The sequence below is a fragment of the Corynebacterium riegelii genome (assembly GCF_001263755.1).
Classification (GTDB): Bacteria; Actinomycetota; Actinomycetes; order Mycobacteriales; family Mycobacteriaceae; genus Corynebacterium; species Corynebacterium riegelii.
This window is the reverse complement of the sequence record NZ_CP012342.1, coordinates 1764859-1786913: the sequence shown is the minus strand read 5'-3', so window position 1 is coordinate 1786913 and position 22055 is coordinate 1764859. Positions and strand designations below refer to the sequence as shown.

Genomic DNA, 22055 nt, shown 5'->3' with positions numbered 1-22055 from the left:
CTGGTCACAGTAGGTATAAAATGCGCTTGCTACGAGTTGTCATCGGTATCATTATCGCTATAGGTGTTATCCTGAGTATTATTCAAGTAGCACTTTCTGCGTGGTCTAATCCGATTTTGTCCGTAGGTCCCACTTTATCGACTACAGGTGCTCTAGCGGGCATTTGGTACATAATCGTGGTGAGAAACCGTAAACGAGGCGGAGACTAGTATATTCAAATTCTTGTTTCCTGCGTGAGCCGCTAGGACCACCTGACAAATGTGACAACACAGGTGGCCGGTTTTAGGCGCGACCTGGGGAAACGCAAATAGTGTTGTCACATTTGTCAGGGGCCTAGCTGCGGCGCCGGGCAATCCTTAGCGCTGCGCCAACAACGCCAGCGGCAGCGATGGCCGGGATGGCGTAGGAGCGGATGAGGCGGCGCATGGAGCGGTAGTCGCGAATCTCCCAGCCGCGCTGCTTAGCGTGCTGCCGCAATTGACGGTCCGGGTTGATGGCCACGGCGGAGCCAACCATCTCCAGCATTGGCAGATCGTTGATGGAGTCGGAGTAGGCGGTGCAGCGCTCTAGGTCCAGCTGTTGGAGGGCAGCCAACGCGGCGACGGCGTGCTGTTTGCCGGGGCCGTGGAGGATGTCACCAACCAGGCGGCCGGTGAAAACACCGTCTTCCTCCTCGGCAACCGTGCCAAGTGCGCCGGTGAAGCCGAGGCGCTCTGCCAGTGCCTGGCCAATCTGGACAGGTGTTGCGGAAACCAACCACACCTGTTGGCCTGCGGCGAGGTGCATGGCGCCGAGCTCGACGGTGCTTTGGTACGCCTTGGTCAGCATGTGGTGGTCCACAATCTCGGCGCAAAGCTCCTGAAGTTCGGCGACGGACTTGCCTTTGACCAGGCCTAAGGCTTGCTCGCGGCCGGAGGCGATGTCATCAGCGTTTTCGGATCCGGACACGCGGTATTTCACTTGCTTGACCAGGGCCGGGAAGATCTCACGCAGCGTGATGTAGCGGCGCTTAGCCAGCTGCTGGCCGAGCAGGATGAGGGAGGAGCCCTGGATCAGGGTGTTGTCGATGTCGAAAAACGCCGCGGCGCCGGGATCCTGGGGGATGTCCGGGTCCGGCTGGTTGAGCTTGGGGCGCCCTGCGGTGGCAAAGGCGCCGCCGACGGAATCAACGCCGAGGGCGAATTCCTCAATGCCGATGCCGAAGGTTTCCTCGATGGCGGCTGCGGCGGCCGCTTCGCCGGCGGCGCGCTGCGCCTCTGCGTCGAGTGGAGGCAGTGCCAGGTCCTCAAAGAAGCGGCGCAGGTTGCCGTGGGAGACGGACCACTGGGCAAGGAGTTCGCTGGGCTCGGCCATGGGGTTCCTCGGTTGCGGTTGAGGTTGGTGATCTAGCTGTTGGTTAACGCTAGCTGTCTGTTAGCGTTAACGAGTTAACTTGCACATCGTACCTAACAAACGCGCCTCAGGCGCCACCAAACCAGAACTGGAGGACCTTCAAATATGAGGACTGTAGAACTCATGGTGAGACAGGGTTGCGGTTCGTGTGTGAGGGTTGAGGGGGAGGTTCGGCGGGTCGTCGATAAGCATGAAGCTCTCATGCGGGTTGTGGATGTGGATACGGACCCTGAGCTGGCATTGGAATACGGGGACCGGGTGCCGGTTGTGGTGATTGACGGTGATGAGTTCGCGTGCTGGGAAGTGGATGCGGACGAGTTGGACGCAGAGCTTCGCCGTTAGAGGGCTATACTTTAGTTTGATTTTTTGGTGAGTTGGAGGAGATTGGGTGAGCGTACTCGTTGTGGGGATGTCCCACCGCTCGGCTCCTGTCGCGTTGCTTGAGCGGCTGAGTATGGACGAAGCGGTGCAGGACACGACTGCAACAGCGTTGGTGGCGCAGCCGTCTCTAAGCGAAGCCATGATTATCTCCACCTGCAACAGGCTGGAGATTTACGCAGTTGCGAACGCGTTCCACGTTGGTGTGGAGGACGTGCTGAAGGTACTGGCTGACGTCTCTGGGGTCAGTGAGGCGGAGCTGCGCGGCTACCTGTACGTACGTTACGCGGATGCGGCTGCAGAGCACGTGTTCTCCGTGGCCTCTGGGCTGGACTCCATGGTGGTGGGTGAGCAGCAGATTATTGGCCAGGTACGTGCGGCGTATCTGGATGCGGCAGAGCGCGGCACGGTTGGGCCGACGCTGCATTCGCTCGCGCAGTCCGCGTTGCATACGGGCAAGCGCGTGCACACGGAAACCGCGATCGATGAGGCCGGTGGGTCTATGGTCACCTTCGCCTTGGATGAGGCGATGGCGGAGATGGGTGTGGATTCGTTTGAGGGGCACACGGCCCTGGTGTTGGGTGCTGGCGCGATGAGTTCTTTGGCCGCAACGCAGCTGGGGAGGCGCGGTGTGGACAAGCTGATCATTGCCAACCGCACGCGTTCCAATGCTGAGCGGCTCGCGGAGCACGCGCGGGAAGCTGGCGTGCCGGCGGAAGTGGTGGATTTCAACGCCCGCGCAGGTGCGATTTCGCGTGCTGACATCACGGTTTCTGCCACGGCGTCTGACGGCTTCACCATTACTGCGGAGGACCTTTCGGGGCCGACGATGTTGGTTGATTTGTCGCTGCCGCGCGATATTGCAGATGATGTGGCAACGCGCGAGGGCGTGCGCCTGATCAACATTGAGTTTTTGCACAAGAAGCGCACTGCCAAGGGGGATTCGGCGGATGTTGTGGCGGTGCAAAACGCCAAGAAGATCGTTTCTGAGCAGGTTCGGGAGTTTTCCTCCCAGCAGCGCGTGCGCGAGGTGGCGCCGGCGGTGGCTCGGCTTCGCAGTAGCGCCACCGAGGTCCAGGAATTCGAGTTGGAGAAACTCAGGGCCAGGCTTGTGGACGTCAGTGAGGACGACTTTGCCCAAATCCAACGCACCGTACGCCGCGTAGTGGACAAGCTGCTGCATACGCCGACGGTGAAGATTAAGGAGCTGGCGGCGACAACGGACACTGTTAGCGTGGATACGGTGTTTGAGGAGTTGTTCGGCTTGGGCCGTCCCCCGGTTGCCGTTGATGCGGGGAGCCTGCCGCGTCCGGAAGAAATGCAGGCCAAAATGCAGGTCAAGGAGCTGTAACATGTTGCGCATTGGTACTCGTGGATCTCACCTTGCTACTACCCAGGCAGGGCACGTCAGGGACTGGCTGATTGCAGGTGGTGCCCCGGCGGAGCTGCACATTGTGACCACCCCTGGTGATTTATCGCAGGCACCGGTTGAGCGCATCGGTGTGGGCGTGTTTACGTCCGCGCTGCGTGATGCGTTGTTTGCCGGTGAGGTGGATGTTGCCGTGCACTCGTTTAAGGATTTGCCGACGGCGCCGGAACCACGCGCACACCTGATTGTGCCGAAGCGTGAGGATAACCGTGAGGCGCTGATTGCTCGCGACGGTTTGACGTTGGCGGAGCTGCCGCAGGGCGCGAAGGTGGGAACGTCGGCGCCGCGCCGCATCTCACAGCTGCGTGCGCTGCGCCCGGACCTGGACATTCGCCCGCTGCGCGGCAACATTGAGCGCCGCATGAGCTTTGTTACCTCTGGTGAGTTGGACGCGATCATGTTGGCGTACGCGGGTCTGAGCCGCGGCGGGTATGCGGATCGCGCCACCGAGGTGTTTTCGCCGGAGGTGCTGGTGCCGGCGCCGGCGCAGGGTGCGCTGGCAGTGGAGTGCCGCGCGGGCGATGCGGACAACGCCGCACGTATTGATGCGCTGGCCTGCCCGGACGCCACCGTCCAGGCGACGGCGGAGCGCCAGGTGCTGGCAACGCTGCAGGCTGGCTGCACCGCGCCGGTTGCTGCTCACGCAACGCTGGATGGTGACACGCTGACGCTGACCGCAGGCGTATTCGCCCTGGACGGCTCGAAGCAGGTTGTGGAAACCCAGACTGGGCAGCGCTCGAATCCGGTGGCGCTTGGCCAATCTGTGGCGGAAGCGTTGGTGGCACGCGGCGCAATGCCGTTGATGTAAGCACGGGCGTAAAACGCATATAAAAAACACAGGCGTTTTTGAATCCTGGGCACTCCACTTTAAGGTGGAGATACCAAACGCTTTCACGTCTCGGCACAGCGGGGTGGCATAACGGCACCCTCGTCCGCGCCGAGACAACTATTTGTGCCTAGAAAAGTTCACTGTATGACAAAGATCATCTTCGTCGGGGCAGGCCCGGGAAACCCTGATCTGCTGACCATCCGTGCACGCGAGGTGCTGGAGACCAATGCTATCGCGTTGGTTGATCCGGAGGTCTCTCAGGGTGTCCGTAACGTTGTTGCGGCAGGTCTTCCCGTCCCCCAGTCCAAGCTCGACGCGGCGAACGCGGAGTATGAGCAAATGGTGCTTGAGGCAAAACAGGCTGGTGCGCGCCGGAAACCTCCACGCCCGGAGCTGCCAACGGCGGCTGAGGTTGAGGAGTTGGCTGCGGGGGTTGACGGGGTTGTAGATAAGCTGAAAAATGCCCTTGAGCAGGCGGAAGCATTGTATGAGCAGGGCGATGGCGGCGACGGTGATGTGGTGCGCCTGGTCAGCGGCAACCCGCTGACGCGCGATTCGGTGATGGCGGAGGTGTCCGCTGTTGCTGCCGCTGGCCTGGAGTTTCAGGTAGTGCCGGGCATGAGCCTGCCGTCCACCGTGCCTTCCTTTGCTGGCATCGCGCTGGGCTCCACTTACACCGAGGCGGACCTGGCTAATGAGACGGTGGACTGGGATCAGCTGGCTACCGCACCGCAGCCGCTGGTGTTCCAGGCAACGCAGGAGCACCTGCCACAGATGGCTAAGGAGCTGATGGATCGCGGTTTTGCGGCCAGCGCTCCGGTGGCGGTGACCACGCACGGCACGACGCGTTTGCAGCGCACGTTTGATGCGACGCTGCAGACCGTGGCCAAGCTGGACGCGGACCTGACCGGTCCGCTGGTGGTGACCTTGGGTACCGTGCCGGATGAACGCGCGAAGTACTCCTGGTGGGAAAACCGTCCGCTCTACGGCTGGCGTGTGCTGGTGCCGCGTGCCAAGGAGCAGGCTGGGTCGATGAGTGCGCGCTTAAGCTCCTATGGCGCAATCCCGCAGTCTGTGCCCACCATTTCCATGGAGCCGCCGCGCAACCCCGCGCAGATGGACCGTGCGATCAAGGGCATTGTTGAGGGCCGCTACCAGTGGGTGGTGTTTACCTCCGTCAACGCTGTTGATGCGGTGTGGGACAAGTTTGCGGAGCTGGGTTTAGATGCGCGTTCCTTTGCCGGCGTGCACTTGGCTGCGGTGGGGCAGAAGACTGCGGACGCTGTGCGCGCCCGCGGCATGATGCCGGAGCTGTTGCCGCACCGCACGAAGCAAAACGCGGCTGGCCTGGTTGAGGTGTTCCCGGAGTACGTCGAGGACATTGACCCGGTGTCGCGTGTGCTGCTGCCGCGCGCTGACCTGGGTACGGACGTGTTGGTGGACGGCCTTTTGGAGAAGGGCTGGGAAGTAGATGACGTGGTGGCGTACCGCACCGTGCGCGCCGCCCCGCCTGCACCTGAGGTGCGCGACATGATCAAGACCGGCGGTTTTGATGCCGTGTGCTTCACCTCTGCTTCCACCGTGAAGAACCTGGTTGGCATTGCTGGTAAGCCGCATCAGCGCACCATCATCGCCTGCATCGGCCCCATGGCGGCGGCTGAGGCGAAGGAGCAGGGCCTGCGCGTGGACGTGGTGCCGGAGGTTGCGGATGTGCCTTCGCTGGTCGACGCTTTGGCGGAGCACGTTGCGGAACTGCGCGCCGCTGGCCAGCTGCCGCCCCCGCGCAAGAAGCGCCGTGCCCGGCGGAAACCCGCTGAGGTAGAGACGGCCGCTGCAGCAGTTGCGGACGGAGCTGCGAGCGGGGAATAGGATGGGGCGCATGTCTTATGACTCCGCTATTGACCTGACCATGCTTCGCCGCCCGCGGCGTCTGCGCCAAAACCCGAAGATCCGTGAGCTGACGGCGGAAACCCGCCTGCACCCAGCGGACTTCATCCTGCCGCTGTTTGTCGCAGATGGCATTGACGCCAAGCGCGAGATTTCCTCCATGCCGGGCGTGTACCAGCACACCACGGACAGCCTGAAGGCCATCTGCCACGAAGCGTTGGAAGCTGGCGTGACGTGCGTGGACCTCTTTGGTGTTCCGCGTGATGAGGATAAGGACGCTACGGGTTCGGTGTCCTGGGATGAAAACGGCATTCTGAACCGCAACCTGGCTGCACTCCGTGAGGAGTTCGGCGATGACCTGCTGATCATGGCGGACACCTGCCTGGATGAGTTCACGGATCACGGCCACTGCGGTGTGTTAGAAACGGACCGTTTTGGCCAGGAAATCGTGGCTAATGACGCAACGCTTGAGCTCTACGTGAAGATGTCGCTGGCCCAAGCCGCCGCAGGTGCCCACATTGTGAGCCCGTCCGGGATGATGGACGGCCAGGTGGCCGTGATCCGCGAGGCGCTGGATAGCGCTGGCTACCAGGACGTGGCGATTATGGCGTACTCCGCAAAATACGCGTCCAAGTTCTTCGGCCCATTCCGCGACGCGGTCGGTTCCTCCCTGAAAGGCGATCGCCGCACCTACCAGCAGGACCCGGCAAACATCCGCGAGTCCATCCTGGAAACCCAGCTGGATATTGATGAGGGCGCGGACTTTGTCATGGTCAAACCCGCCATGCCGTACCTGGACGTGCTGGCCAAGGTGGCGGAGATGTCGCCGGTGCCGGTTGCTGCCTACCAGGTTTCCGGCGAGTACGCGATGCTGGTTGCCGCTGGCCAAAACGGCTGGATCGACTTTGAAGAGACCATGATGGAATCCCTCATTGGCATCAAGCGCGCTGGCGCGAACCAGATCCTGACCTACTACGCCATTGAGGCCGCCAAGCGCCTCAACCAAGCAGGGGGCGTGCGTGGTTAGCCTGCCGCCGGGGCCGACTGGGCCCTCAAGGCCTTCAGGGCCAACTGGTGCCCCGAGCAACCCCAACTCCGCCTCCCACGTTGACCCGGAGGCCGCCCACGGCGGCAAGCCGGAAACGGTGCGCTACATGCTGGCGTGCTGGGCGGTCATGATCGGTGGTGAGCTGTTGCACCAGGCGTTGACCACGGTTGCGCTGCTGATGGACCCCTCCCAGCTGATCGCCTCCGCCAAGGAAGCGTCGAAGCAGACGGGAGCCGTGTCCGAGGCCATGTCCGAAGGGCTGTTAAACGTTGCGGTGTGGGGTTCGGTTGCGCTGATGGCGTTGGTCCAGCTGGCTATTTTGGGGTTGTTTGCGTTCGCGTTGGCGTCGATAAGCAGGCAGCGCAAATGGGCAGGAACCGCACGCAGGCTGCTGATGGTGTTCTCAGTGTTTTTTGCTCTGCGCGCGCTGATGGTGTTTGCCATGCGCCCAGCTGGCACGACGGTGCCGCTTGCGTTCTACGCCTTCGACGGGGTTATCCAAATCATGCTTGGCGTGGCGGGGGCGCTGGGGCTGTTCTACGCTTCCCAGAAGGAATCGGCTGATTGGGTAGACACCGGCGCCGGCAAAAACGGAGCTAAAGGAGCCTAAAACATGGCGGGCATGTTTCCAACGATGGTTGCGGACCCGAATGACCGCAACCGCAGGCATACAGATGCGGTGGGTGAGACTTGGCCAACGCCGCTGAAGGTGGCGTATTGGCTGGTTGTTGCTGCCGCAGTGCTGATGTTGGTCACGGCCGTTGACCTGTTTGCCACTGTATTTTTGGGTACTTACCTGCCGCCGGATCTTGATACTGATGTGACTCGGTCGCTGCTGCTGAACACGCGCATTGTTGCCGTGGGCAATATTGTGTTGGCCCTGGGGCTGGCGGCGTGCGCGGCGTTTTTTGAGCGCGGTTCAAAGCGTGCGCGCCGGGTGGCGTCTGTTCTGGTGATGCTCACCGCGTTTGTGAACTTGGCCGGTTTTTTCGTGCACGCAGTTGGTTTTGTGGCGTTTGCCATTGTGGTCCTGCTGGCGTTTGCTGGTTTCTTTATGTTCCGGCCGGCGGCGAATGCGTTTGTGGATCACCGCAGTGGGGATTTGTGGCAGGGGTTGCGCTAGCGCCGAAAGCTGCCGCGTGAGGTAAAAATGTCAGTTTCTGAAGATCTTTCCCGTTCGATTGAGCTCGCCCGCGATGCCGCGCGGCTTGCCGGAGTTGAGACCAGCGGGCAGAGCATGCGTATCGACGGTGGCGATGACGACCACCAACGCCGCAACATCTCGTATGCCTTTGAGTTGGTCGGCGTGAAGGATGCTCCGCAGCTGGCGGACATAGAAGTTGCGTTGGAAGAGATCCCGGGCGTGACCACGCGCATGGTGTATCCGACGTCAATGGCGTGGATTACGGCGCCGTCTGATGTGCATCCGGAGCAGCTGGAGAACATCATCCGCGCGTTTGGTGTGGATCCGGTGATGACGGACACCACATTGCAGCGCCAGGCGTTGCTGAAGGATGCGGTGGAGCCGCGTTCGCCGCGGAAGAGTACGCGTGGGATGTCGGTGCGGATTCGCCGTCGGCGCCGGGATGCGCAGGCGAGCCTGAGTGCCGCGCGTGATGCTGGCTTTGTGCGCCGTGCGCGTACCCGGTCCAGCTCTAATGACGTGCTGTTTACTGCCCGCGACCTGGTTACCCCGGCGAGGTTGATCACGGCAGTGGTGTTGTCGCTGCCGGTGATTGTGCTCAGTTACTCGCCGGCCGTGCAGTTCCCGGGCTGGCAGTGGCTGTGTTTGGCGCTGACTACGCCGGTGGCGTTTTGGTGCGCGTTGCCGTTCCACCGCGCGATGGCTGGTGGCGTGCGCCGTGGCCTTTCGGCGCTGGATGGCGCGAGTTCGGTCGCTGTGCTGGCGGCGTATCTCTGGTCTGTTGTAGCGCTGTTGTTTACGCCTGCGGGTGAGATCGGTTGGGTATCTGCAACCGGGTGGACGCCCACGCGGCGCGGGGATGCGATGGATCTCTTCTTAGACGTCGCCTGCGGTGTCACAGCGCTGCTGTTGGTGGGGCGTTTTTACGCGAAGCGTGCTGGTGCGTCGTTGGTGGATCAGATGGCGCAGTTTACGCCGCCTTCAGATACGGAGTACAAGGTGATTCGCCGTGGTCACGGTGATGAAGAGGTGCTGCCGCTGTCTGAAATTAACCGCGGGGATGACGTGGAGGTTCGCGCCGGCCAAACCATCCCGGTAGACGGTGAGGTGGTTGGCGGCTCAGCGCATCTGGATCACGTGCTGGTTGGCGTGGATGCGGAGCCGAACGTGAAGGTGGGCGATGAGGTGGCCGCCGGGACGGTGGTTGACCGCGGCAAGATCAAGGTCCGCGCGCGGCGTACCGGCCATGCAACGAAGTGGGCGTGGGTGAGCCGTTGGGTGGAGGAGGCGTCGCGAAGAGAAAATGCTGCGACGATGGTGTCCACCCGCTCAGCCGGCATGATGATCCCGGCGGCGTATGCGCTGGCAGTGATTGATTTTGGGCTTTGGTGGCTTATCGACGGCAACATCAACGCCGCCTTCTCCACCGCCCTTGCCATCCTGGCCGTAGTCGCCCCGGTGGCGCTGGCAATTTCGCCTGCACTGGCGATCAGGCATGGCGTTGAGGCGGCGGCACGCCACGCGATTTTGGTGCGCGATGGCGCAACCCTGCGCAAGTGCGAAGAAGTGGACACGGTGGTGTTCAACCGCGTGGGCACCCTGGTGGAGCCGGAGATGACCGTGGAGACGGTCACCGCCGCGGAAGGGGAGGACACCGAGGTGGTGCTCCTCGTTGCGGCGGCGCTCTTGGTGGAGTCCAACCACCCCTCTTCACGTGCGATTGTTGCCGCTGCACGTGAGGCGAAAGGCCACGGTGCACCGTGGCGTGTGGATCTGGAAGAGTCCACCATCCACCAGGACGGCACCACCACCGGGCGCGTGACCCTGCGTCCCGTGGTTGATGGGCGTGTGGCGGATGATGATGAGGCCACCCATCTCGACGCTGAGCTGTGGCGCCCCACCAACCTGTCGCGCCTGAAGGGGCGCTTGGCGCTGGCGGCGGTTAGCGGCGGTGCGCCGATTGTGGTGCGTTGGAAGAACCGCGACCGAGGTGTGATCACGCTGCATGACCCGGAGAAGCAGGATGCGGCGGATGCGGTTGATCGTCTAGAAGCAATGGGCACCTCCACTGTGATGCTGACGCGTGACACCTACGCGGTGGGACGCCGGTTTGCCAACATGCTGGGCATATCCTCGGTGCTGGCAGGAGTTACCGCGCATGACAAGGCGGGTGCCGTACGCCAACTGCACAGCCGTGGGGCAAACGTGGCCATGGTGGGCAGCCTGTCAGTGCTGGACGTGATTGAGGTCGGGGACCTTGGCGTTTTGTATGCCGAGGAGGATTTCTTCGAAAGTAACATGAAGAAAAACACCGAGCTTGAGATCGACGCGCTGGTCATGCGTGATGACGTGATGGCAGTGCCCCAGCTGCTTGAGCACGGCCGGCGCGTGTCCCGCATCATTGACTCAAACATGGCATTCGCATTGATCTACAACGCGGTGGCCGTTGCCCTTGCCATGAGTGGCTTGCTGCCACCGATGGGCGCCACGCTGGTCATGCTCGGTAGCTCCTTGATCATCGGGCAGCGTTCCTCGCGCGCCGGGCGTTTCCCGTCCTAAATTTCCCGCGGTAAAGGTGCTGGCGGATCTGAAGTAGGCTTGTAAGCCATGACCAGACGTGAGCTTGTTAATGCCCCGCTTCTTCAGGCCGCTAACGGCCAGACCCCGTCGCGCACCCCGGTGTGGTTTATGCGCCAGGCGGGCCGCTCCCTGCCGGAGTACCTCAAGGTACGCGAAGGCATCCCCATGTTGGACTCCTGCTTCATGCCCGAGCTGCTGGCGGAAATCACGATGCAGCCGGTACGCCGCCACGATATGGATGGCGCGATTCTGTTTTCTGACATTGTGGTGCCGCTGAAGGCCGCCGGTGTTGGCGTTGAGATTGTGCCGGGCCGCGGCCCGGTGATGGATCAGGCGATCACCTCGCGTGCGGACGTGGATAATCTGCCGATTCTGGATCACCACGTGGAAGAGGTGGCCAAGGGCATTGAGATCATCCTGGGTGAGCTGAAAGATACCCAGGCGCTGATCGGTTTCGTGGGCGCGCCGTTTACGCTGGCCAGCTACCTCGTTGAGGGCGGCCCCAGCAAAAACCACGAGAAGACCAAGGCCATGATGCACGGGGATCCGGAGACCTGGCACGCCCTGATGCGCCGCCTGGTGCCCACGATTACTACGTTCTTGCGCACCCAGGTTGAGGCGGGCATTGACGCGATGCAGCTGTTCGACTCCTGGGCAGGTTTCCTCACGGAGGCGGATTACCGCGAGCACGTGTTGCCGTACTCGGTGGAGATCCTGGAGACGGTTGCAGGTGAGATCCCGCGTATCCACTTCGGTGTTGCTACCGGCGAGCTGCTCGGCGCCATGTCTGAGGCAGGTTCTGAGGTCATGGGCGTGGATTGGCGTGTGCCGTTGGATGTGGCGGCGAAGCGTTTTGCCTCCCCACGCGTGCTGCAGGGCAACCTGGATCCGGCGATGCTGTTCGCGGGCACCGATGTGGTGCGCGAGGAGGTCACCCGCATTAAGGCTGAGGCTGCCCGCGCGGTCGAAGTGGGGGATGCCACCGGCCACATCTTCAACCTCGGCCACGGCGTTTTGCCCACCACGGATGCGGATGCGATCACAGAAGCCGTACGCATCATCCACGAGGAGGCGTAAAAAGCGTGAACGTTGCCATTATTGGCGCAGGTCTTGCCGGGTTGACCGCAGCCTATGAGCTGCGCCGTTTGAGCGAGGCTGAAGGCGTAACTGATCTGCGTGTGGATGTCTACGAGGCGACCGATCGCATCGGCGGCAAGCTCTACACCGTGGCGTTTGAGGCCGGGCCGACGGATATGGGCGCGGAGGCGTTCATGGCACGCCGTAAGGATGCGGTGGAGTTTTTCACCGAGCTGGGTCTCGGCGACTCTTTGGTGGAACCTTCGGGTCTGCGCTCCTTGGTGTGGGTTGACGGTACGGCGCGTGAGCTGCCAACCGGCGGCGTAATGGGCATCCCGTCTTCCTCCGAGGGCGTGAAGCACCTGGTAAGCGAAGAGACTGCGCGACGTATTGACCAGGAAGGCGAGCAGCCCGGCTTCGAGTGGGAGATCGGCGGCGACGTGAACCTCGGCGCCCTTGTTCGCGAGCGCTACGGCAACGAAGTGGTGGACAACATTGTCACCGCACTGCTGGGCGGCGTGTACTCCTGCACTGCCGATGACCTGGGTGTTCGCGCGACTGTGCCGCAGCTGGCGGCGGAGCTTGACCGCCTTGCCGCGGATGGCCCCGTGCACTTGTCTACAGCCGTGGCCAACTTGGAGGCCGCGCGCAGGGAGCTACCCACCGGCCACGGCGCCGTGTTCAACTCCTTCCGCGAGGGCTACCAAGAGGTCTACGAGGCGCTGGCAGAACAGTCCGGTGCCAACATTTACATCGACGCGTTTATCTCCGCACTGACCCGCGAAGGCGCAGGTTACCGCGTCAAAGGTGGTGAAGATGTGGTGTATGACCAGGTCATCCTCGCTGTGCCTGCCCCGACAGCCGCATTGCTGTTGAAGAGTGTCGCTCCGGAGGCCTCGGCTGCGCTGAAGTCTGTGCAGCTGGCTAACTCCGCGGTGGTGGGCATGCGTTTCGCCACCGATGAGGGCTTGCCACAAAACTCTGGTGTGCTGGTTGCCAGCGGTGCTCAGGATGTTCGCGCCAAGGCGTTCACGTTGTCTTCCCGCAAGTGGCCGCACTTGGCGGCGCGCGGCGGCGCGCTGGTGCGCGCCAGCTTCGGCCGCTTCGGCGACACCGTGGCGCTGTCCGCCAGCGAGGACGACCTTGTGGACTGGGCGTTGGATGACCTGCGCACCATCACGGGTTTCGACGGCCGCGAGGCCGGCCTCGAAGAAATCTACGTCCAACGCTGGTTCGGGGGCCTGCCGCGTTTCGACGCCACGCACCTGACCACCGTCGCCACCGTCAAGCAACTGCTCGCCGACGCGTTGGCGGGTGCTGGTGGCGCTGGTGGTGACAGTGCCGGCGCTGGTGCTGGTGGTGACAGTGCTGGTGGCGCTGGTGGTGCTGGTGGCGCTGCTGGTGCTGGTGGCCCAGGTGGTGAGGGCGCTGCTGGTGCTGGCGTGAGTGTGACTGGCGCTTGGGTCGCCGGCGTTGGAGTACCCGCGGTGATTGCAGATGCCCGCGCCGTCGCCGCCGACGTTCTGAAGTCCTAGCTGAGCCCCTGTTCGGTTCTGTACCCGTCGCCCCGTGGTCGCCGAACAGCTACCAAAGGTAGATATGCAGGGGAAGATATGCAGGTTCGCAGGTCACGGGATATTTTCATTAACGGGGCCCTTATTGAAAAAACGCTCTGACCATTACTCCTGCATATCTTCCCCTGCATTTCTTCACCTGCATATCTGTTGAAGCCGGACTTGGTTTGGGCTCGGCTTGGACTAGGCGTGGACTCGTGTGGAGGGGCTGTACCGCCGACATTGGTTACGGCATCAGTTCCTGGGCGCATGACGAAACCCCCATCGCCACACCAACCGGAGTTGGTGCGATGGGGGTTTCGCGTTGCTGACCGTTATTGACCGCTGTCTAGCGCGACTTACTTGGTCTCGGTTGCAGTGGAGTCGGTTGCGGTGTCTGCAGTGGAATCAGAAGTGGAGTCCGTTGCAGTGTCTGCAGTGGAGTCAGAGCTGGAGCCAGTGCTGGAGTCTGCAGTGCCAGTGGTGCCGCTGACGGTGGAGTCGGTCGTCGTTGCGTCGTCAGCGCCGGTGTCGTTGCAAGCAGCCAGGCCGGTCGATGCGAGCAGAACAGCAGCAGCGGTAGCAGCAAAGCGGGTCTTGGTGTTGGACATCTCGTTTCTCCTTTATCTAAAACAGCTATTTCGTGCCAGCTGTGTTTCGCTAGCCCCATCATTGATACGAGCCGTTTCTGTATGTTGGTTGAATTTTGATTCAAAATCCCCATGTAATCTCACGTCGATTGGATCAGTAGCGCGAATTATTGCTCAGAGTTTCTGCCATGGGTTCGTCTGCACTGTGTTCTGCACTAGGTTGATTCCCTATGAGTGACAACGTGAGCGCCGGCGAGCCAAACGCCGAGCCAACCACCGCCGAAACCACCAACAAGGAATGGTGGGAAGAAGACGGCCTGCCGTGGAACGGTAAGCCGTCGAAGGCGGACTACTGGTGTCTTGGCTGGTTCGGGTTTGTCGGCCTGTTCGGCCTGGCCATGATCCCGCTGCGGGCCTGGCTGCTGGGACTAGACCCGCCGATCATGCTGGCGTTGACGGGTTCGAGGTTGGGCGCGGCGTCGACAGGAGCACTGGCGGCGGTGGGCCAAGCACCACACTGGCTGCTGTACCTGCTGATCGGCTCACTGGTTGCCATCAAGTTTGACTGGATCTACTGGTGGGCAGGCAAGCTGTGGGGCAGGGGGATTCTGGAGGTCCAAGCGTCCAACTCCAAACGCGCCGCCAAAAACATCGAGCGTGTTGAGTACTGGGCGCTCAAACTCGGCTGGCTAGGCATTTTCCTGGCGTATGTACCGATTCCGCTGCCCATCGCCTTCGTCGTGTTCGTACTCATGGGCATGACCGGGATGCCGCTGTGGAAGTTCATGGTCCTGGACTTTGTGTCCAAGACGCTGTGGTCGTTCCTGTACCTGGGCCTTGGCTGGTGGATCGGCGAGCCTGTGGTCACCGTGTTGGACCACTACGCCAAGATTGCCAACTACATCGCCCTCGCCCTGGTGGTTGTGGTGTTTATCGGGGTGTTCCGCAGGCAGTCGAAGGCCAAGACAGCCAAGCCGCAGGCTTAAACGTTCGTTGCACTGACAAATTTGACAATTTCCCCTCTCTGTCAGGGTGGCGACCTGGGGAAATGTCAATCGGCTCGTCAAATTTGTCAGCCTGACCCAACGGGAGATGAAACAATTCCCGGAGGGTGAGCAGCCACCTGGGGAAATAGGCGCCGGAATGCACTAATCTGGAGATTGGTGCAGCGGCGCGCCCAAAACCGGCCCCAACCACCCCCAGAACTACACGTCGCGGTTAACCACCACGGAGGACAGGTCCTTGTCGCCATTGTCGGCGGCCTGCTGCGCTTCCAACGAGCGCAGGGCTGCGGCGACGGCGGGCAGGTCGGTGTCGGCGGCGTCAAGCATCAGGCGGGCATCCTTGGCAATGGCGTCTACCGAGAAGTCTCCAGGAGAAACAGAACGCTCACCCAGCAGGAACGGCGCCTTCATGTTCACGATGAACTCCAGGCCGGTGGAGCCGAGCATGGAAACCACCTCGGACTCCGAAAGGCCTTGCGAAAGGCCAAGGTCCAACGCCTCGCGGAAGCCTTCCAGGCTCACGGCCAGGGCAAGGTTGGCCAGCAGTTTGCCCACGGCGGCCTTGGCGGCGGTGTCTACTTCGCGCAGGCGCTCGGGGTTGGCCGCCGCCCAGGGGGCGACGGTTTGGGCGACCACGTGGCGTCGGCAAGCATCTGCTCCACCTACATAAACCCCCAGCTTGCCGGCGCGGGCAGGCGGCAATGTGCCAACCACCGGGGTGTGGACGAAGCCGGGGACGGCGGCGGCGAACTCGGCGGCATCCGCAGGCGAAATGGTGGTGGAATCCGCCCAGGTCACATCAGGTGCGATCAAGCCGGGCTCAATGACAACTTCGCGGACCTCATCCGGCCCGAACAGTGAGGTGATAACCAGCTCAGCGCCCTCAACCGCCTCCTCGGGGGTTGCTGCGGCGCGCGCACCGGCGGCAACCAAAGGTTCGGTTTTGGCTGCGGTGCGGTTCCAAACGGTGAGCTCGTGGTCATTGACAAGTTTGAGCGCAAGCTCAGTTCCCATGCGGCCGAGGCCTAAAAACGCGATCTTCATATGGCCTAGGATAGACAAGCATGACCACGCAGGACTTTAGTCAAATGCCAACCTCAGCCAACACCAAGCGCTCGGCGGAGCTTTTTGCCCGCGCGCAGCAACTGACCCCGGGCGGTGTGAACTCGCCGGTGCGCGGCTTCGGCTCCGTCGGCGGCCAGACTCGCTTTATCAAGAGCGCGCATGGATCCAAGCTTATCGACGTTGATGGCAACGCCTACGTTGACCTCGTGAACTCCTGGGGCCCGATGATCAACGGCAACGCGCGCCCGGAAATCCTTGAGGCCGTCCAGGCGGCGATGGTTGACGGCCTGAGCTTCGGTGCGCCGACCGAGGCCGAGGTGGAGATTGCAGAGCACATTGTGCAGCGCACCAGCGTTGAAGAGGTGCGCATGGTCAACTCCGGCACGGAGGCGACCATGTCTGCGGTGCGTTTGGCGCGCGGTTTCACGGGCCGGCCGAAGATTATCAAGTTTGACGGCTGCTACCACGGCCACGTGGATGCGCTGCTGGCCTCGGCGGGCTCTGGCTTGGCAACGTTCTCGCTGCCGGACTCCCCGGGTGTGACCGGTGCGCAGGCGGCGGACACGATTGTGGTGCCGTACAACGACATTGATGCGGTGCGTCGTGCGTTTGAGGAAAACCCGGGCGAGATTGCCTGTGTGATCACGGAGGCCGCGGCCGGCAACATGGGCACCGTTGCACCGAAGGACAACTTCAACCAGAAGCTGAAGGATCTTGCGCATGAGCACGGCGCGCTTTTGATTTTGGACGAAGTGATGACCGGCTTCCGCACCTCCTACTCCGGCTGGTACGGCGTGGACGGTGTGGCGGGTGACTTGACCACGTTTGGCAAGGTCATTTCCGGCGGTCTGCCGGCGGCGGCTTTTGGTGGTCGCCGCGAGATTATGGAGAAGCTCGCACCGAATGGTCCGGTGTACCAGGCGGGTACCCTGTCCGGTAACCCGGTGGCGATGGCGGCGGGCTTGGCGTCGTTGAAGCTGGCCTCTGAGGATATTTACCCGCAGCTGTACCGCAACGCGGACCTGTTGGGCAGCCTGATTAGCAGCGCCTTGACGCGCGAGGGCGTAGCCCACCACATCCAGCGTGCAGAGACGATGCTGTCCGTGCGCTTCGCGGAGGGCGCTGGCCACAACTTCACGGACATGAAGGCTGCGGATACCTGGCGTTACCCGGCGTTCTTCCACGCGTTGTTGGACGCTGGCGTGTTTGCGCCACCGAGCGCGTTTGAAACCTGGTTTGTCTCCACCGCGCTGACGGATGAGGACTTTGGCCGTATTGAGGCGGCACTGGTTCCGGCGGCGAAGGCCGCGGCGCAGGCGGAGCCAACCGCATGACGCGCACCATCGTTCACCTTGTGCGCCACGGCGAGGTGTTTAACCCGCAGCGCATTTTGTACGGGCGCCTGCCGGATTATCACCTGAGCTCTCGTGGCCAGTCCATGGCTGCGGCCACGGCGGAGTTCTTCGAGGGCCGCGACGTGACGTACCTGGCAGCCAGCCCGCTTGAGCGCGCGCAGGAGACGGCGCAGCCGATCGCCCAGGTCACGGGCCTAAGCGTTGATACGTGCGAGGACATCCTGGAAGCCGACAACACCTTCGAGGGGCTGCGCACCAAGGGGTGGCGTTCCCAGTTGTGGAACCCGAAGCGTTGGCGCTACATGCTCAAACCCTGGGAGCCCAGCTGGGGCGAGCCGTACGAGGAGATTTTCCAGCGTATGGATCGCGCCACTGAGCAGGCACGTCAGAAGGCCGAGGGCCACGAGGCGGTGTTGGTGAGCCACCAGTTGCCCATTGTCACGGTGCAGCGCTTCGTGCAGGGCAAGTCTTTTGCGCACGCCAGCCGCGAGTGTGACCTGGCAAGTGTGACGTCACTTGTGTTTGAGGGTGACGTTGTTATTGACTGGTCATATTCCACTCCGGCCGGACACATCTAGAAAACCCTGAGCCAAACCTTAAGAAAGCTACTTGTGAGAACGAAACGAATCCTGCCCGCACTTGTGTGCGCGCTCGCCCTTGCTGGTTGCTCAACTACTGGCGGCGATAGCGGCGGCACGTTCTCGTTCCACTCTCCAGGCGGCCAGGTTGAGATCCGCTATGACCAGGCAGACCGCAAGCCGTTGGCAAACTTCAGCGGTGAGTCGCTGATGGAGCCGGGCACCGATATCAACCTGGATGACTTCGCTGGCCAGGTCGTGGTGTTGAACGCGTGGGGCCAGTGGTGCGCCCCGTGCCGCGCGGAGGTTGATGATCTGCAGGAGGTCCAGGAACACTTCGAGGAGATCGGCACGGGCACAGTACTTGGTATCAACGTGCGTGACCCGAACCCGGAGATTTCGCGCGACTTCCTCAAAGACAACGCGGTGACCTACCCGTCTTTGTATGACCCGCCGTTTAAAACCGCGGCGTTTCTTGGCGGCGTGCCTAGCTCCGTGATCCCAACCACCGTGATCCTGGACAAGGAACACCGCCCAGCGGCGGTGTTCCTGCGTGAGGTAAGCGCCCAGGACATTCTTGACGTGGTTGCAGAACTTGAGGCGGAGTAGCCGATGGGGGAGGCGTTTTCACAGCTAGCGGCAGAAGGACCGCTGCTGCTTGGCATGCTGGCCGCGGCGTTGGCCGGGTTAGTCTCTTTTGCCTCCCCGTGCGTGATCCCGCTGGTGCCCGGCTACATTTCGTACCTCACTGGCGTGGTTGGCGGTGAGGTCAACTACGGGGAAGACGGGCCGCGGGTGACTAGAAAACGAGGCGCGGTCGCCGGTGCGGCAGCCCTGTTCATCGCAGGGTTTACCGTGGTGTTCCTGTTGGCCACGGTCAGTGTGTTCGGGGCGATTAGCATGATTCGTCTCAACGCGGAGATGCTCATGCGCATCGGCGGTGTGGTGACCATCCTGATGGGCGTGGTGTTTATGGGCGCGGTCCCGGCGCTGCAGAAAGACACCCGCATGCAGCCGAAACGCTGGGCCACCATCTTCGGTGCGCCCCTTTTAGGCGGCGTGTTTGCGCTTGGCTGGACGCCGTGCCTCGGGCCGACGCTGGCCGCGATCATCTCCGTCGCCGCAGGTACTGAGGGCATGACGGCGGCGCGCGGAGCGATTCTGGTCACCGCCTACTGTTTGGGACTGGGCTTGCCGTTTCTGCTCATCGCCATTGGCTCGGCGCGTGCGGTCAAAAGCGTGGATTTCCTGCGCAGGCATTCGCGCCAGATCCAGATCATCGGCGGTATCGCCATGATTGCGGTTGGCATTTTGCTGCTCAGTGGCGTGTGGGAGACATTTATTGGGTGGACGCGTCAGTTCACCGTCGGTTTCGGAGAGACAGTAATTTAAAGGATTCAACATGCAGATGCTGAAGAAGGCGTGGCACTGGCTGACAAGCATGCGCACCGCGCTTATCTTGCTGTTCCTGCTAGCCTTGGCTGCCATTCCGGGCGCGCTGCTGCCGCAGAGGCAGGTCAGTGCGTCGCTGGTAGATGACTATCTCAAGGCCAACCCGACGATGGGGCCGATCTACGACAGGCTGCAGTTTTTCGACGCTTTCTCGTCCACCTGGTTCGTCGCCATCGTTGTGCTGCTGATGATCTCCCTTGTTGGCTGCATCATTCCGCGCTCGGTGGATCACTGGCGTGCGTACCGCGCGAAGCCGACGCGTGCGCCGAAGTTCCTCTCCCGCATGCCGTTGCATGAGTCCGGTGTGGTGGCGGCACCGGTGGATCAGGTGAGCGCAAACACGCAAAAAGCCCTTCGCCGCTGGCACACCGCGGTCTATGAGCCGGGGGAGGACCGTGCCGGCGCGCTGTCTATTTCGGCGGAGCGCGGCTACTCGCGTGAGCTGATGAACCTGCTGTTCCACGTGGGCATTGTGGGCATGATTGTCACCTTCGCCCTTGGCAGGATGGCCTTTTATGAGGGGCAGGCGATCGTGGTCACCAACTCCGAATCCGAGCATGCGGTGCCCGTGCAAAACTCGCGCGAGTTCTGCAACACCAGCCCGTCTAACTTCGATGTGTTCAGGGCCGGTTCGCTTTTCGACGGCACCGGGCTCACCCCCTTCTGCTTCGAATCCCAAAACTTCCGCTCCGATTACTTGCCGAATGGCCAGGCGTTGGGCTTTTGGTCCGACGTGACCTACACCGATGACGTGACCGCGCCGAAGGAGACGTGGGAGAAGGCAACGCTGCAGGTCAACCATCCGCTGCGTATTGGCCAGGACCGCGTCTACCTGCAGGGGCACGGGTTTGCGCCGCAGATTACGGTGACGTGGCCGAACGGGGAGTCGCGCACGCAGATGGTGCAGTTTAGGCCCACGGACCTGCAAACGTTTTTGTCCTCTGGCGTGATGCGTTTTGATCCGCCGGCGGGCATGTATCCGGATCTGATGGAACGCCGCCAAAACCAGCTGGCGTTTGAGGGCGTGTTCGCGCCAACCGCGCAGTGGACTGGCCCGAACCAGGACATGCTGCAGTCCGCCTTCCCGTCCATGGAGGACCCGGCGATGGCGGTGGAGGTCTACGTGGGCGACGCCGGTTTGGACACCGGTCGCCCGCAGAACATTTTTGTGCTGGACCAGTCGCTCATTGCATCCGGACAGCTGCAGAAGACGCAACGCCTCACCCTTGAGCCGGGGGAGGAGGCCCGCGTGGACGTGGGCGATCCGGCCGGCCCGATCACGGTGCGTTTTGATGGCGCCGCCGAGTTTGCCAACTACCAAATCTCCCGCGACCCGTTCCAGCGCTGGGCGCTGGTGACCACGATGATTATGTTGGCGGCGCTGGCGGCGTCGTTGACCATCAAGCGTCGGCGCGTGTGGGTGCGCCTGCACCCGGAGACCACCGCCGCCGGGGAGGCCGTTACCCGCGTAGAGATCGCCGGCCTTGCCCGCACGGACCGCGCCGGGTGGGGCAGCGAGTTCGAGGAACTGGTGGGCGTGATCCTTGGCACCCACGATGAGAGCGAAGAAGAGTTCGAAGAGGGTGACCTCTAGGACGTTGCTAACAGGCCTGTGACCCGCCAAAAGGTTGGAATTGGCCTGGTAAGTGGGGTACGTTAATGCACATGCTCGTGGATACAACAATGGCCTCACTTTCGGACTTGACGTTCCGCACGGCGTTTGTCATTTACATCGCCGCGCTGCTCATGTCCTGCATCTACTACGGTCGCCTGCTTGGCATCGTGGACCTTCGCCGTGAGCGTGCGGAGCTCGCCGCCCGCGCGGAGGAGAAAGTGGCCGTTGGCGCTGGTTCTTCGGTGCTGACCAAGGAGCGCCCAGATGAGCCGGTTGATAGCGCTGCGCTGGACACCGAATATGAAACCCGTGTGGGCAAGGCGCGCCAGTGGGCGAACATGACCCAGGCGTTGGTCTGGTTCGGTGTGACGCTGCACATTGTCGCCTTTGTTACCCGCGGCATTGCGGCGCAGCGTTTCCCGCTGGGCAACCTGTATGAGTACATCTTGTTTATGACGGCGGTGATCATGGTGACCGCGGCAGCCGTGGTGCAGCGCAAGGGCTGGCACTCCCTGTGGCCGTGGCTGCTCTCACCGATGGTGATCACCATGTTCTTAAACTCCACGGTGTTCCACCTGCAGGCGGCTCCGGTGGTGCCGGCGCTGCAGTCCTACTGGATGCCGGTCCACGTGTCCACGGTGTCCATCGGTGCGTCCATTGGCATTGTCTCCGGCGTGTTCGCGCTTCTCTATCTGCTGCGCATGTGGCAGCCGAAGGGTCAGGAGCACGGCTTCTTCGGCGCACTTGCAAAGCCGCTGCCAAGCGCGAAGACCCTGGATACGATCACGTACAAGACGGCGATTGTGACCCTGCCACTGTTCGGCATTGGCATCGTCTTCGGCGCGATCTGGGCTGAGGTTGCCTGGGGCCGGTTCTGGAACTGGGACGCGAAGGAAACCGTGTCCATGATCACCTGGGTGCTCTACGCGGCCTACCTGCACGCACGCGCAACCGCTGGCTGGAAGAACTCCAAGGCCGCGTGGATCAACGTCTTTGCATTGGCAATGACGGTGTTTAACATGACGTATGTGAACTTTGTTGCTGCGAGCCTGCACTCCTACGCTGGGCTGAACTAAACT

The 22055-nt window shown here is 62.2% G+C and carries 20 protein-coding genes; 17 read left to right on the top strand and 3 right to left on the bottom strand.

What is annotated here, in order from left to right:
* Positions 1 to 333: 333 nt before the first annotated feature.
* Positions 334 to 1353 (bottom strand): HAD family hydrolase, encoded by a 1020-nt coding sequence (locus tag AK829_RS08700; protein WP_052205495.1) that lies wholly within the window; start codon positions 1351 to 1353, stop codon positions 334 to 336.
* A gap of 144 nt (positions 1354 to 1497) precedes the next feature.
* Here AK829_RS08700 and AK829_RS08695 point away from each other — a divergent pair, with 144 nt between their 5' ends.
* From AK829_RS08695 to AK829_RS08650, 10 genes are all read left to right on the top strand, one after another.
* Positions 1498 to 1734, top strand: a complete 237-nt coding sequence (locus tag AK829_RS08695; protein ID WP_052205494.1) for a glutaredoxin family protein — start codon at positions 1498 to 1500, stop codon at positions 1732 to 1734.
* Positions 1735 to 1780: 46 nt separating this feature from the next.
* Positions 1781 to 3121, top strand: coding sequence for a glutamyl-tRNA reductase (locus AK829_RS08690; RefSeq protein ID WP_083439806.1), 1341 nt, complete (start codon positions 1781 to 1783; stop codon positions 3119 to 3121).
* 1 nt (position 3122) lies between these two features.
* Positions 3123 to 4007, top strand: a complete 885-nt coding sequence (hemC, locus tag AK829_RS08685; RefSeq protein WP_052205492.1) for a hydroxymethylbilane synthase — start codon at positions 3123 to 3125, stop codon at positions 4005 to 4007.
* Between the two features lie 165 nt (positions 4008 to 4172).
* Positions 4173 to 5897 (top strand): bifunctional uroporphyrinogen-III C-methyltransferase/uroporphyrinogen-III synthase, encoded by a 1725-nt coding sequence (locus AK829_RS08680; protein WP_083439805.1) that lies wholly within the window; start codon positions 4173 to 4175, stop codon positions 5895 to 5897.
* Positions 5898 to 5907: 10 nt separating this feature from the next.
* Positions 5908 to 6942 carry a porphobilinogen synthase gene (hemB, locus tag AK829_RS08675; RefSeq protein WP_052206474.1) on the top strand — a complete coding sequence of 345 codons (1035 nt, stop codon included), beginning with the start codon at positions 5908 to 5910 and terminating at the stop codon, positions 6940 to 6942.
* Positions 6935 to 7573 carry a hypothetical protein gene (locus tag AK829_RS08670; protein WP_052205490.1) on the top strand — a complete coding sequence of 213 codons (639 nt, stop codon included), beginning with the start codon at positions 6935 to 6937 and terminating at the stop codon, positions 7571 to 7573. Before hemB ends, AK829_RS08670 begins: the two co-directional genes overlap by 8 nt.
* A gap of 3 nt (positions 7574 to 7576) precedes the next feature.
* Entirely contained in the window at positions 7577 to 8086 is a 510-nt protein-coding gene (locus tag AK829_RS08665) for a hypothetical protein (protein ID WP_052205489.1), read from the top strand.
* Positions 8087 to 8113: 27 nt separating this feature from the next.
* Positions 8114 to 10666 (top strand): heavy metal translocating P-type ATPase, encoded by a 2553-nt coding sequence (locus AK829_RS08660; RefSeq protein ID WP_052205488.1) that lies wholly within the window; start codon positions 8114 to 8116, stop codon positions 10664 to 10666.
* A 48-nt stretch (positions 10667 to 10714) separates the two neighbouring features.
* Positions 10715 to 11764: a uroporphyrinogen decarboxylase gene (hemE, locus tag AK829_RS08655; RefSeq protein WP_052205487.1), complete on the top strand. Its 1050-nt coding sequence runs from the start codon at positions 10715 to 10717 to the stop codon at positions 11762 to 11764.
* A gap of 5 nt (positions 11765 to 11769) precedes the next feature.
* On the top strand, positions 11770 to 13299 hold the full coding sequence (locus AK829_RS08650; protein ID WP_083439804.1) for a protoporphyrinogen oxidase: 1530 nt from the start codon (positions 11770 to 11772) through the stop codon (positions 13297 to 13299).
* A gap of 377 nt (positions 13300 to 13676) precedes the next feature.
* On the opposite strand, the gene AK829_RS12685 is transcribed toward AK829_RS08650, so the two are convergent.
* Complete coding sequence (locus AK829_RS12685; RefSeq protein ID WP_052205486.1) at positions 13677 to 13928, bottom strand: hypothetical protein; 252 nt, start codon at positions 13926 to 13928, stop codon at positions 13677 to 13679.
* Between the two features lie 209 nt (positions 13929 to 14137).
* Here AK829_RS12685 and AK829_RS08640 point away from each other — a divergent pair, with 209 nt between their 5' ends.
* Positions 14138 to 14893, top strand: a complete 756-nt coding sequence (locus tag AK829_RS08640) for a DedA family protein (RefSeq protein ID WP_052205485.1) — start codon at positions 14138 to 14140, stop codon at positions 14891 to 14893.
* A gap of 219 nt (positions 14894 to 15112) precedes the next feature.
* On the opposite strand, the gene AK829_RS08635 is transcribed toward AK829_RS08640, so the two are convergent.
* Positions 15113 to 15955 carry an NAD(P)-dependent oxidoreductase gene (locus tag AK829_RS08635; protein ID WP_052205484.1) on the bottom strand — a complete coding sequence of 281 codons (843 nt, stop codon included), beginning with the start codon at positions 15953 to 15955 and terminating at the stop codon, positions 15113 to 15115.
* Positions 15956 to 15975: 20 nt separating this feature from the next.
* Here AK829_RS08635 and hemL point away from each other — a divergent pair, with 20 nt between their 5' ends.
* From hemL to ccsB, 6 genes are all read left to right on the top strand, one after another.
* Positions 15976 to 17310, top strand: a complete 1335-nt coding sequence (gene hemL / locus AK829_RS08630) for a glutamate-1-semialdehyde 2,1-aminomutase (protein WP_083439803.1) — start codon at positions 15976 to 15978, stop codon at positions 17308 to 17310.
* Entirely contained in the window at positions 17307 to 17909 is a 603-nt protein-coding gene (locus tag AK829_RS08625) for a histidine phosphatase family protein (RefSeq protein ID WP_052205483.1), read from the top strand. The genes hemL and AK829_RS08625 overlap by 4 nt, the downstream gene beginning before the upstream one ends.
* 33 nt (positions 17910 to 17942) lie before the next feature.
* A complete protein-coding gene (locus tag AK829_RS12525) occupies positions 17943 to 18518 on the top strand; it encodes a TlpA disulfide reductase family protein (RefSeq protein WP_052205482.1) in 576 nt (191 codons plus the stop codon).
* Positions 18519 to 18521: 3 nt separating this feature from the next.
* Complete coding sequence (locus tag AK829_RS08615; protein ID WP_052205481.1) at positions 18522 to 19301, top strand: cytochrome c biogenesis CcdA family protein; 780 nt, start codon at positions 18522 to 18524, stop codon at positions 19299 to 19301.
* A gap of 10 nt (positions 19302 to 19311) precedes the next feature.
* Positions 19312 to 20955, top strand: a complete 1644-nt coding sequence (locus AK829_RS08610) for a cytochrome c biogenesis protein ResB (protein WP_052205480.1) — start codon at positions 19312 to 19314, stop codon at positions 20953 to 20955.
* A gap of 71 nt (positions 20956 to 21026) precedes the next feature.
* Positions 21027 to 22052 (top strand): c-type cytochrome biogenesis protein CcsB, encoded by a 1026-nt coding sequence (gene ccsB, locus AK829_RS08605; protein ID WP_052206472.1) that lies wholly within the window; start codon positions 21027 to 21029, stop codon positions 22050 to 22052.
* The last annotated feature ends 3 nt before the right edge of the window (positions 22053 to 22055 follow it).